The sequence below is a fragment of the Pedobacter lusitanus genome (assembly GCF_040026395.1).
Classification (GTDB): domain Bacteria; phylum Bacteroidota; class Bacteroidia; order Sphingobacteriales; family Sphingobacteriaceae; genus Pedobacter; species Pedobacter lusitanus.
This window is the reverse complement of sequence record NZ_CP157278.1, coordinates 4,311,349-4,323,897: the sequence shown is the minus strand read 5'-3', so window position 1 is coordinate 4,323,897 and position 12,549 is coordinate 4,311,349. Positions and strand designations below refer to the sequence as shown.

General features: G+C 39.6%; 13 protein-coding genes. 11 read left to right on the top strand and 2 right to left on the bottom strand.

Annotated features, from left to right (window positions below):
- Positions 1 to 3 precede the first annotated feature (3 nt).
- From PL_RS18545 to PL_RS18495, 11 genes are all read left to right on the top strand, one after another.
- Positions 4 to 696: a 3-keto-disaccharide hydrolase gene (locus tag PL_RS18545; protein ID WP_348620081.1), complete on the top strand. Its 693-nt coding sequence runs from the start codon at positions 4 to 6 to the stop codon at positions 694 to 696.
- Between the two features lie 52 nt (positions 697 to 748).
- Positions 749 to 1,996, top strand: coding sequence for a nucleoside permease (locus PL_RS18540; protein ID WP_348621868.1), 1,248 nt, complete (start codon positions 749 to 751; stop codon positions 1,994 to 1,996).
- Positions 1,997 to 1,998: 2 nt separating this feature from the next.
- Complete coding sequence (locus PL_RS18535; RefSeq protein ID WP_041887107.1) at positions 1,999 to 2,883, top strand: hydroxypyruvate isomerase family protein; 885 nt, start codon at positions 1,999 to 2,001, stop codon at positions 2,881 to 2,883.
- A gap of 9 nt (positions 2,884 to 2,892) precedes the next feature.
- Positions 2,893 to 3,765, top strand: a complete 873-nt coding sequence (locus tag PL_RS18530; RefSeq protein ID WP_041887109.1) for a sugar phosphate isomerase/epimerase family protein — start codon at positions 2,893 to 2,895, stop codon at positions 3,763 to 3,765.
- A gap of 98 nt (positions 3,766 to 3,863) precedes the next feature.
- Positions 3,864 to 4,427: a Crp/Fnr family transcriptional regulator gene (locus PL_RS18525; RefSeq protein WP_041887110.1), complete on the top strand. Its 564-nt coding sequence runs from the start codon at positions 3,864 to 3,866 to the stop codon at positions 4,425 to 4,427.
- A 118-nt stretch (positions 4,428 to 4,545) separates the two neighbouring features.
- The gene (locus PL_RS18520; RefSeq protein WP_041887112.1) at positions 4,546 to 4,935 is read left to right on the top strand and encodes a RidA family protein; all 390 of its coding nucleotides are present in this window, start codon (positions 4,546 to 4,548) and stop codon (positions 4,933 to 4,935) included.
- 189 nt (positions 4,936 to 5,124) lie between these two features.
- Positions 5,125 to 6,117, top strand: coding sequence for an aspartate-semialdehyde dehydrogenase (locus PL_RS18515; protein WP_041887113.1), 993 nt, complete (start codon positions 5,125 to 5,127; stop codon positions 6,115 to 6,117).
- Between the two features lie 131 nt (positions 6,118 to 6,248).
- Positions 6,249 to 7,646, top strand: a complete 1,398-nt coding sequence (gene dacB, locus PL_RS18510) for a D-alanyl-D-alanine carboxypeptidase/D-alanyl-D-alanine endopeptidase (RefSeq protein ID WP_348620077.1) — start codon at positions 6,249 to 6,251, stop codon at positions 7,644 to 7,646.
- A gap of 157 nt (positions 7,647 to 7,803) precedes the next feature.
- Positions 7,804 to 9,708, top strand: coding sequence for a beta-N-acetylhexosaminidase (locus tag PL_RS18505; RefSeq protein ID WP_041881407.1), 1,905 nt, complete (start codon positions 7,804 to 7,806; stop codon positions 9,706 to 9,708).
- Between the two features lie 4 nt (positions 9,709 to 9,712).
- Positions 9,713 to 10,522 (top strand): tRNA pseudouridine synthase A, encoded by an 810-nt coding sequence (locus PL_RS18500; protein WP_041881404.1) that lies wholly within the window; start codon positions 9,713 to 9,715, stop codon positions 10,520 to 10,522.
- A 66-nt stretch (positions 10,523 to 10,588) separates the two neighbouring features.
- Positions 10,589 to 10,987, top strand: a complete 399-nt coding sequence (locus PL_RS18495; protein ID WP_041881402.1) for an acyl-CoA thioesterase — start codon at positions 10,589 to 10,591, stop codon at positions 10,985 to 10,987.
- Here the strand turns inward: PL_RS18495 and PL_RS18490 are convergent.
- Both PL_RS18490 and PL_RS18485 read right to left on the bottom strand, forming a co-directional pair.
- Positions 10,984 to 11,490, bottom strand: a complete 507-nt coding sequence (locus PL_RS18490; protein ID WP_041881398.1) for a shikimate kinase — start codon at positions 11,488 to 11,490, stop codon at positions 10,984 to 10,986. The genes PL_RS18495 and PL_RS18490 overlap by 4 nt on opposite strands.
- Positions 11,490 to 12,548, bottom strand: a complete 1,059-nt coding sequence (locus PL_RS18485; protein ID WP_041881395.1) for an ABC transporter permease — start codon at positions 12,546 to 12,548, stop codon at positions 11,490 to 11,492. The genes PL_RS18490 and PL_RS18485 overlap by 1 nt, the downstream gene beginning before the upstream one ends.
- Between the last annotated feature and the right edge of the window lies 1 nt (position 12,549).

Sequence of the window (12,549 nt, the reverse complement as noted above, 5' to 3'; positions counted from 1 at the left end):
CTGATGAAAAAACATGCTATTTCTGCAATACTGATATTTACAATGATTGGCTTCAATGCAAAAGCCCAGACTTCGAAAAAGGGATTTACTTCTTTATTTGACGGGAAAACAACTAAAGGATGGCACAGCTACGGAAAAACTACTGTAGGAAAAGGCTGGAAAGTTGAAAATGGCACCTTGCATCTTGACCCTAAAGCCAAACAAAAAGATGATGGGGATTTGGTAACAGATAAAGAGTATGCAAACTTCCATTTAAAAATTGACTGGAAAGTGGCTCCTAAATCCAACAGCGGAATTTTATTCCATATTAACGAAAATCCCGAAAAATACGTGCAGACTTACCGCACCGGACCTGAAATGCAGGTACTGGACAATGAAGGCCATCCTGACGGGAAAATCACTAAGCACCGCGCAGGCGATTTATATGACCTTGTAAAAAGCAGTTCAGAACCTGTTAAACCGGTTGGACAATGGAATACTGCTGAAATTATCAGTAACAAAGGTAAATTGGAATTCATATTAAACGGAGTTAAGATAGTTTCTACCACACAGTTTGATGAGAACTGGAAATCATTGATTGCAGGTAGCAAATTTGCCAAATGGGAAGGTTTTGGAACTTTTACAACAGGCAAAATAGCACTGCAGGATCATGGGGATGAGGTCTGGTTCCGTAATATTATGATCAAAGAGTTATAGTTTTTAACTAGCTTTCAAAATCCGTTCAACCAAAAAACCTTTAAACTATATGATGAATATTACTACCCGCGTTAAATTATCAGCAATGATGTTCCTGGAATTTTTTATCTGGGGCTCATGGTTCGTTACATTGGGTACATTCTTAGAGAAAAACCTGCATGCAACCGGTGCAGATTCGGCTGCAGTATTTTCTACACAGTCCTGGGGAGCTATTATTGCGCCTTTTATTATCGGACTGATTGCAGACAGATTTTTCAATGCGGAGAGAATCCTTGGGGTACTGCATATTATCGGAGCGGTACTGATGTATCAGATGTATACTGCAACTGATGTACATGTGTTCTATCCTTATGTATTAGGGTACATGATCTTGTTCATGCCAACTCTTGCTCTGGTTAATTCTGTCTCTTTTAATCAGATGAAAGATGCGGAGAAAGAATTTTCAAATATCAGATTCTGGGGTACTATAGGATGGATTGTAGCCGGACTATGTATCAGCTACCTGTTTCTGTGGGATTCAAAAACAGGCATGGATTCAGGACTGTTAAAAAACACTTTCCTGATGGCCGGGGTAGCTTCACTGATTTTAGGTTTATTTAGTTTCTCACTGCCAAAAACTCCGCCAAAAGTAGCTAAAGGAGAGAAAGTAACCATTTCTGACATTCTGGGTCTGGATGCGCTGAAACTCCTTAAGGATAAAAACTTTGCGATATTCTTTATTTCTGCCATTCTGATTTGTATCCCTCTGGCATTTTATTACCAGAATGCGAATCTTTTCTTATCCAGTATTGGTGTAGAAGGTCCTACAGGAAAAATGGCAATCGGACAGGTATCGGAAGCCTTATTCTTATTAATGATCCCTGTATTTTTCAAAAGATTTGGTTTCAAAACCACCATTCTTGTGGGGATGATTGCCTGGGCAATCCGTTATGCATTATTTGCTTACGGTAATGCAGGTGAATTAAGCTTTATGCTGCTGATTGGTATTGCTTTACATGGTGTATGTTACGATTTCTTTTTTGTATCCGGACAGATTTATACCAACTCCAGAGCAGGAGAAAAATATAAAAGTGCTGCTCAGGGTTTAATCACACTGGCTACTTATGGCGTAGGTATGTTAATCGGCTTTAAAGTTGCAGGTATGATTACTGATAGCTATAAACTGACAGATGGTGCTGTAGACTGGAAAATGGTCTGGATTATTCCTGCCGGAATCGCACTTGTAGTATTTTTACTTTTCACCGTTTTCTTTAATGAGAAGCGTAAAAGAGTTATTGACACCCAATTTAATGAAGTTTAACCATGGGAACTGAACAAAGCCGCAGAAATGCATTAAAGACAATTATTACAGGTTCAGCAATTCTGGGCCTGTCTTCTGCCCTGCCAACATATGCATCAGAAATGGAACCAGTAAATGCTCCGTTAAAAGGTAATGTAAATCATTCTGTTTGTCGCTGGTGCTTTAGTGGTATCCCGCTGGATGAACTTTGCGCTGCTGTAAAGGGAATGGGTTTAAAGGCTATGGATCTTGCCGGACCGGCTGACTGGCCGACCCTAAAAAAACATGGATTATATTCATCTATGTGTAATGGCGCTGAAATCAATCTGACCGATGGCTGGAATGATCCTGCTTTTCACCCAAAACTCATAGAGAATTATACAAAAATGATCCCCCTGGTAGCTGAAGCAGGTTATAAAAATCTGATTTGCTTTAGTGGAAGCCGCAGAGGAAAAGATGATGAAACCGGATGGAATAATTGTGTGGAAGGATTAAAGCAGGTTATACCGCTGGCCGAAAAACACAATGTAGTACTGGTTATGGAGTTACTGAACAGCAAAGTTGATCATAAAGATTATCAGTGCGATCACACTGCATGGGGTGCTGAACTGGCTAAAAGACTCGGTTCAGAAAACTTCAAGTTATTATACGACATTTATCATATGCAGATTGATGAAGGTGACGTTATCCATAACATCAGGACCTATCATCCTTATATTGCACATTATCATACTGCCGGTGTTCCCGGAAGAAATGAAATAGATGATACGCAGGAACTGTTTTATCCTGCAATTATCAAAGCTATCCTGGAAACAGGGTTTAAAGGATATATCGCACAGGAATTTATTCCCAAACAAAAAGATAAACTCCAGTCCTTAAGAAATGCGATTAAAATTTGTGACTTATAAAGATCAATTATGAACTCAAGAAGAACTTTCATTAAACAGGCAGGTCTGGCTGCAGCAGGTGCCATGGTACTGCCTTCATTAGGTTTCGCTGCAGGCCCCGCTAAAGTCGTTGGCTTACAATTATATTCACTAAGAGCGCAATTACCAACTGATGTAGCAGGTACTATTGCAAAAGTTGCCAAAGCAGGTTATAAAGAGGTTGAAACTTTTGGTTATTCAGCTAAAGATAAGTTCTGGGGTTTAGACCCTAAAGCTTTCAAAACTTTACTCTCCAATAATGGTCTTACTGCACCAAGCGGACATTATGGAATGGATAAATTTATTGGAACGGGAAATGCAGAGGAGCTGAAAACTTATATCGAAGCAGCAAATACTATCGGCAGCAGTTATATCGTAGTTCCTTACTTAGGTGACAATCTGCGTAAAACACAGGATGACTGGAAAAAAGTTGCAGCCAGATTAAATGAAGCTTCTGCAATTTGTAAAGCCAGCGGACTTAACCTCGCTTATCATAACCATCACTTTGAATTTATTAAATACGGAGAAACTACCGGTTATGATATCCTGCTTAAAGAGACAGACCCTAAAGCTGTTCAGTTCGAAATGGATCTGTACTGGGTAGTAAGATCTGGTAATGATCCTGTAAAGTTGTTTACTGATCATCCTGGACGTTTCCCAATGTGGCACGTTAAAGATATGGATAAGGTAGATAATACTATTAATACTGAAGTTGGTACAGGAAAAATCGACTTTAAGGCTATTTATAAGCATGCACAGCAGGCTGGATTGAAACACCTGATCGTAGAACAGGAAAACTTTGCCATCGACCCGTATGTGAGTATTAAACAAAGTGCAAATTATATTAAAAAGGCACTTTTATAAAAAGAGCATTTAAAAAGGCGGGCTTATTAAGTCCGCCTTTTTTGTGTCGCTTTAGAGAATGTCTTACCTTAGCAGGTATCTTTAGCAACCTCCTGACCATGCATGACAAACTGAGAGAACATATAGAGAAAATAGTACCTCTTAGTGATGATGAGTTTTCATTCGTGTGTACACATTTTTCTATTAAAAAGTTTAAAAAACATCAATTTCTTATTCAGGAAGGCGAAGTTGCAAAACATGCCTACTTTGTAGTTTCCGGATTATTAAAACTTGTCTATACGGATGATACAGCAAAAGAGCACATTGTTTCTTTTGCTATGGAAGACTGGTGGGAAAGCGACTATTACGCCTATTTTACACAGACTAAAGCAACCATGTCCCTGGAATGCGTTGAAAATACACAGGTGCTCTGTCTTTCGTACGAAGACTACAAAAAACTATGTGACAGTCTTCAAAAAATGGAACGCTTTTTTCTTGAAAAAGCAAATTTTGGTTTTGTCGGAGCACAGCGACGTATCATATCCTGGTTAACGTCTAATGCGAAAGAACGTTATGATCAATTGCTTAAACAATACCCTGCGCTTATTCAGCGTGTCCCTAAAAGTCTGCTTGCCGCTTATCTGGGCGTTTCCCGCGAAACCCTGAGCAGATTAGCTCCATAGTGTGATAAATCTCACCTAATAATCGTGAGGTTTGTCAACCGATATTTCTATAGGTTATGTACAATTTTGCCTAGCAAATTTTAGAAAATATGCGCGTATTGGCATAAAACAAAATCATATGGAAACAAGACAAATCAATCCCTGGAAATGGCAGGATGAACGCAGTTATGCACAGGCAGTTGAAGTAAAACACGCAGAAAGCACACTCTATTGTTCGGGCCAGACAGCTATAAATGCCGACGGAGTCTCAAGTAATGAAGACATGAAATCCCAGTTAATTCAGGCGATGCAGAACCTGGAAAAGCTGATTGAAGAAGCCGGTTATGAATGCAAAGGTATAGTACGCTTAAATATCTATACAACCTCAACAGCAGAACTCTGGCCTCATTTCCCTGTTTTCCAGGAATGGATTAACAAACATGGCATCAGACAGGCTCTTACTTTACTGGAAGTAACCAGCCTTTTTGAAACATTAAAGGTTGAACTTGAAGCTACAGTCGTAAAGTAACGGGTTAGTTTACGCAAGCCACAGAGAGTCTGTATTATAAATTATAATCAGACTCTTTTTTATGTCAGTTTTTTTTACCGTATTGTCTGATTTATTTAAACAGATTCTAAGGAAAAACCGTTTTTTTTCCCATATTTGGAATATGATATATTATCATTAAAAATAATTAAATAAAATCAAGATCAAATCATGAAAATTGCAGTTGTAGGTGCTACTGGTTTAGTAGGCACTGTTATGTTAAAAGTACTAGAAGAGCGTAATTTCCCGTTAACCGAATTAATTCCGGTTGCATCTGAGAAGAGTGTTGGCAAAGAAATCACTTTTAAGGGTAAGCAGTTCAAGGTAGTTAACATGGAAACAGCTATTGCAATGAAACCTGATGTGGCTTTATTTTCTGCCGGTGGCAGTACGTCTTTAAAATATGCTCCTTTATTTGCAGAAGCAGGAACAACAGTAATTGATAATTCATCTGCCTGGCGCATGGATCCATCTAAAAAACTGATTGTACCGGAGGTTAATGCTTATGAATTATCAATTGATGATAAAATCATTGCTAATCCTAACTGTTCAACGATACAAATGGTAGTGGCCTTAAAACCATTACATGATAAATATAAAATTAAGCGTGTAGTCGTTTCTACTTACCAGTCTGTTACCGGTACAGGTGTTAAAGCTGTGGAGCAAATGATGAATGAACGCAATGGTATTATGGATGGTGCAATGGCTTATCCTTACCAGATTGACTTAAACGTCATTCCTCAGATTGATGTATTCGAAGAAAACGGATATACTAAGGAAGAAATGAAAATGATTAAAGAAACCCGCAAAATTATGGGCGATGACAGTATTAGCGTAACTGCAACAACTGTCAGAATTCCGGTAATGGGCGGACACTCAGAATCAGTAAACATCGAGTTTGCCAATGACTTTGATCTGGCTGATGTGAGAGCTGTTCTGGAAAAAACCGAAGGTATTATTGTAGTGGATGATATTGCCAATCTTAAATATCCAATGCCGAAAGACGCCCATGAAAAAGACGAAGTTTTTGTTGGCCGTATCAGAAGAGATGAGTCCCTGCCAAACACTTTAAACATGTGGATCGTTGCTGATAACCTGCGTAAAGGTGCTGCAACAAACGCTGTTCAGATTGCTGAATTCTTATTGAGAAAAGAGCTGATCTAAGCTGTTTTTTCATCAGACCTCATTTATATACGGAATGTGGTGTTAATCTGGTAAAATGCCGGATTAACACCACATTTTTTTGTTATTAGTCTTTTGCTTTCCCGTTATTTGTAAAGAAATATCCGATACAGATGTTAAAAAAAACAATTGCATTCTTATTTGTGCTTTCGCACGGTTTTACTTTTGCACAAAGTCCCGTTCAAAAACTGACACAATCATTTAATAATTTACTGGAAGACAGGCAGACTAAATATGCAATCACTTCCATTTGTGTTTTAGATGCAAAAACGGGTAAACAACTTTATGCTAAAAATGAAAACACCGGTGTTGCCACAGCTTCTACATTGAAAACAATTACGGCTGCAACAGCATTTTCTATTTTAGGAAAAGATTTCCAATACCAGACTACCATGGGATATACCGGAAATATTAGTGCTGATGGAACATTAAAAGGAGATATTATCATTATTGGTGGTGGAGATCCTACCCTGGGTTCGCCACGTTATGCACAGAGTAAAGAAGGCGTTGTTCTAAGTCAGTGGGTTTCAGCAATCAAAGCTGCAGGGATCAAAAAAATTGACGGCAGAGTGATCGGCGATGATAGTCTCTGGGGTACGCAGTCTGCTCCGGATGGATGGTTATGGCAGGATCTGGGCAATTATTATGGTGCCGGCTCTTCGGCTTTAAGCTGGAGAGAAAATCAGTTTGACATTAAGCTGCGTACCGGTAATCCGGTTTCAGTTCTCAGAACAGTACCGGATATGCCTTATCTGACTATTATCAATGAGCTAAAACCAGGCACTGCCGGCAGCGGAGATCATGCATATGCATACCTGCCTCCTTTATCAAATACTGCCTACCTGAGAGGAACCTGGGCAACAGATATACAAAAACAAGGTATTGCAGCAGCAATTCCTGATCCGGCCTATGAAGCTGCTTTTCGTTTGCAGGATACTTTAACAAAAGCAGGTATCAAAGTCAGTGAAGTACCGGTAACTACCCGTCAGTTATCTGCAGCGAAATTACCCGTACCTGAATTGCAGCAAAAACTGAGCACCATAACTTCTCCTGCCCTGCCTGAAATTGTCTACTGGCTCAATAAAAAAAGTATTAACTTATATGCTGAACATCTTTTAAGAACTATAGCATGGAAGTCGGGTACAGCTCCGACTACAGGTAACGGTGCAGCTGCAGAAATTAAGTTCTGGGCAGCTAAAGGATTTGATAAAAATGCGTTGAACATTATTGACGGAAGCGGACTTTCTCCGGCTACCAGAGTAACCACATCGGCTATGGCCAATATTCTTTTCCAGGTACAGCAGGAAAACTGGTTTGCAGATTTTTATAAATCTCTGCCCGAATATAATGGGATGAAGTTAAAAAGTGGCACTATTAACGATGTATCTGCATTTGCAGGCTATTATACCGCAGAAAATGGCAGCAAATACGTAATTGTTATCAATATTAACAATTATTCTGGCACCGGAATCAACAGCAAACTTTTCAAAGTACTGGATGCGCTTAAATAGTAACATTTTATCCACAGAAAGCCCCGTATTTATCCACAAATTGCTAAATTGCAACCTTTTACCAATTGCTTAAGCACAAGCCCCTCTTCATTTTATGAATAAATTCTTACCTTTTATATGCTGCCTTCTTTTTTACACAAGCACATATAGTCAACAAATGGGATCCTCAATTTCTAATTTTTCTGTAACAGACAGTAATGCAATTTCTTCCGGCAGATTACCTGAATTTTCGATTATTCCTGAACCTGTATCTTTGTTAAAAACCAATGGTTCTTTCACTTTACCTGATAAAGTTGTTGTTCTGGCAACTCCTGAAATGAAACTGGTTGTGGATTATCTGAAAGAAAAGCTATCAGCTCCAACCGGAAAATTTGTAGCTGAATTTACGCATACACAGGCAGCAGGGACAATCAGATTAGTCCTTAATGCTACTCCGAATGCGACACTTGGAAATGAAGGTTACCAGCTTTCGGTAACTCCGGCTTTAATTGTCATCAAAGCGAATCAAACTGCCGGATTATTTTATGGTGTTCAGAGCTTACTGCAACTTTTCCCTAAAGAAATAGAATCCAAAGAGTTGGTGGAAGGTGTAAAATGGAGAATACCCTGTGTAGAGGTTACTGATTACCCGCGTGTGGCCTGGAGAGGGTTAATGTTCGATGTGGCCCGCCATTTCTTTACCAAACAGGAGGTAAAGCAATATATTGACGCGATGGTACGCTACAAATTCAACCTGCTTCATCTTCACCTGACTGATGATGAAGGATGGAGACTGGAAATTAAAGGTCTGCCAAGATTAACTGAGGTTGGTGCCTGGAATGTTAAAAAGGTAGGTGAATTTGGTAATTTCAGTGTACCCGGACCTGATGAACCGCGTACTTATGGTGGTTTCTATACTCAGGATGATGTCAGAGAACTGGTCAGATATGCCAAAGACAGATTTGTAGATATTTTACCGGAAATAGATGTTCCCGGCCATAGTCTTGCAGCTATTGTTTCTTATCCGGAACTTTCCTGTACACCTGGCGCCGAAACTTATCGTGTACGCTCAGGAGAACGTATTATGGACTGGTCTAAAGGAGCGCCTCCGATTGCACTGGTAGATAACACCCTATGTCCTGCTAACGAAAAGGTTTATACCTTCCTGGATTCTGTAATCACACAGGTAGCAGCTTTATTCCCTTTTGAATATATTCATATGGGCGGTGATGAAGCGCCAATCAACTACTGGCAAAAAAGCGATGCAATTAAGGCCTTAATGTTAAAAGAAGGTTTAAAAGATATGCACCAGGTACAGGGATATTTTGAAAAGAGAGTTCAGAAAATTGTAGAGTCGAAAGGCAAAAAGTTTATGGGTTGGGATGAAATTATGATGGGTGATGTACCTGCAAGTGCAGCGGTGATGAGCTGGAGAAACGCTAATTTTGGTATAGAGGCTTCTCGTGCTAAACATGAAGTAGTGATGAGTCCTCAGGGCACTAATTACCTTGACCTGATGCAGGGAGATCCTGTTTCGGAATCCAGAGTATATGCTTCTACACGTTTGGGTAAAGCTTATGAATTTGATCCCATTCCGGCCGGTGCGGATCCTAAATATATTAAAGGAGGACAGGCCAATTTATGGTCTGAACAGGTGTATAACATTCGCCAGGCAGAATACATGACCTGGCCCAGAGGTTATGCCATAGCTGAATCAGTGTGGTCTCCAAAAGAAAAGAAAAACTGGACTAATTTTACCGGTAAAATGGAACAGCATTTCCATAGAATGGATATTGCCGAGACAAAATACTCGCCTGCAATTTATGATCCGATAGTAAAAGCGGGCAGAACTGCAGACAGACAGGTAATGGTTGAACTGACTACAGAAATTGACGGACTTGATATTTATTATAGTTTTGATAATTCTACACCAGATAGATTTTATCCGAAGTATGCAGAGAAAGTGGCCATTCCTAAGGATGCAAGTCAGATGCGTGTAATTACCTACAGAGGTAAGCAGCCAATCGGCAGATTATTAACTATATCTGTTGATGATTTAAATAAAAGAGCAGGAAAAAGATAAGCGGTTGAGATATTTCGTACACATCGGTTACAATGGTTTACAATATAACGGCTGGCAAAAGCAGGCTAATGTATTGAATATTCAGGGCGTGATAGAAAATGCCCTGAGCCAGATTTTTAAAACACAGATATTTATCAATGGATGTGGAAGAACAGATGCGCAGGTGCATGCCAGTCAGTTTTTCTTCCACATGGATATCGAAAAGGAATGGGATTTTGATCTGATTTTCAGGCTTAATAAACTTTTGCCGATGAATATTGCTGTTTATGATGTTATACCAATGGAAGGGCTGCCTCATGCCCGTTTCGATGCCGTACAACGTGCGTATGACTATTTTCTTCACACTTATAAAGATCCTTTTTTAAATGGCCTGAGCTCTTATTACCTGCTCCAGAACCTGCAATGGGATAAAATGAAAGCTGCCGTAGCTTTACTCCCGCAATACAAAGATTACCGGGCTTTCTGCACCAGCCCGGATAAATATGAACATACGCTATGCTATGTACGTTCTGCCAGCTTAATGGTTGATGCAAAAGAAGAAAAAATGAGATTTCAGATTTCTTCTAACCGTTTTCTGGGTAAGATGATCCGTATTATTATGGGACAGCTCTTAAAAATCGGTAAAGGTTTAATGAGTGTGGATGAATTTGAAAGTCATCTGATCAGCAGAGAAACACCAGCATTGATTACTCCGGCACACCCTCAGGGACTTTATCTTTCAAAAGTAACTTATCCTTATCTGAATCTGCCTCCAAGAGTTGATTTCTCTGCCGTACTTCAAAAACAAGCTGATACAAACTGGATTACACTCTGATATTATTTACGCTAAGGTGAGATTCGGCTATTAATAAACCCTTATTTTTGCATAAAATTAAATGTTATGAATTTTCACACCAGAAAATGGATCAAACCTGAAGATCTGAATCCCAACGGAAGCTTATTCGGAGGTAGTTTATTGAGATGGATTGATGAAGAAGCAGCAATTTATGCTATTGTTCAATTAGGTAATCCAAGAGTTGTTACCAAGTATATATCCGAAATTAACTTTGTAAGTTCTGCTAAACAGGGCGATATCATAGAAATGGGTATCACAGCGATTGCATTCGGCAATACTTCATTGACCATGCGCTGTGAGGTACGTAACAAGATCACCCGTAAAAGTATTTTAACGATTGACAGAATGGTATTTGTCAACGTAGATGAATATGGTAATCCTGTTGCACACGGTAAAACGGAAATCAAATTTATAGAAGAGCAGTTTGCTGCTGAAGATAATTAACTCCGGGCCAGAATTTCAGCACGGATATCATCAGCGGTAAGGCTAATTCCACTCAATACAAGAGAGGCCTTATTATAAAACCCTTCCCGTTCTGCCAGTTTATTTTCAATAAATTCGACAACACCCTCAGCTGTCAGGTTACGTAGCAACGGACGTTTGGCCATTCCGCTTTCCAGACGTTTAGCAAGTGCTGGCGCAGCCATTTTGATATAAATGGTTGTACCATTCTCGTTCATCCAGTCAATATTATCAAAAAAACATGGGGTTCCCCCTCCTGTTGCAATTACACAATTTTTAGGATAGTCCAGGCTCTTTAATGTCTCACTTTCCAGCTTCCGGAATGCATCTTCTCCATGAGCAGAAAAATAATCTCCTACTGAACTACCTGTGTTCTTTTCGATCTGGTGATCAAGGTCAATCAGATCATAACCAAGTTTGGTAGCTAACTTTCTTCCCAGTGTGCTTTTACCACACCCCATAAAACCAATCAGAAATATCTTCATTAATTATCCAATTTTACCCTCGGATCAACAAGGGCATACAATACATCCACAAAAATATTAATTACAACGAATACCAGTGCAATAAAAAGAATCGACCCCATGACTACCGGAAAATCAGACATTTCCAAAGCTCTGACCGTTGCCCTGCCCAATCCATTATAACCAAAAATATATTCTACAAAAAAAGATCCGGCCAACAGCGAAGCAAACCACCCCGAAATAGCCGTAATAACCGGATTCAAAGCATTTTTCAAGGCATGCTTATAGATAATCGCCCTGCGCCCCAAACCTTTTGCACGCGCAGTACGGATATAATCCTGCGCCAGTATATCAAGCATTGCTGTTCTGGTCAGTTGTACAATAATCGCCAGTGGCCGCAAACCCAGAGTAAGTACAGGTAATATCAGGTTTTTCAATGTCATAACCTCTCCCTGAAAGGGGTCATAACTATACAGGCTTCCTGACATGTTTAAACCGGTATAAGGTCCTAATACAAAACCAAAAAACCAGGCGATAATAATACCTGCAAAAAAAGATGGTGCAGAAAGGCCCATAATGGCAAAAGCATTTACAGAATGGTCTATCCAGCTATCTTTATATACAGCTGATAACACTCCAAGTAAGACGCCTATCAATGTAGCGAATAACATAGCTGTAGCGGCAAGTACAAATGTATTGGGAACAGTTTCTGATAAGATTAAAGATACTTCCCGCTTAGTCTGATAAGATCGTCTGAGATAAGGCCATTTCAATGCTATTACCTTTGCTGAAAAACTGATCAGTGGGATATAATGATATTTTTCCTGTGCCTGTTTATTATTCTCGTGAAAACCTACCGGAGACAGGTCATTGATAAATAACACAAACTGCATAGGCCTGGACTGATCCAGTCCGAATTCTTTACGTACAGCTTCAAGTGATTGTACATCCGCGCGCTGGCCCAGAGTCATCCTTGCAGGATCTCCCGGCAGAATATTGAACAGGACAAATACAACAACTACTACACCCACCATTACTGCGAGTCCATAGAAGAATTTCCTGAGCGCATAAAACCACATC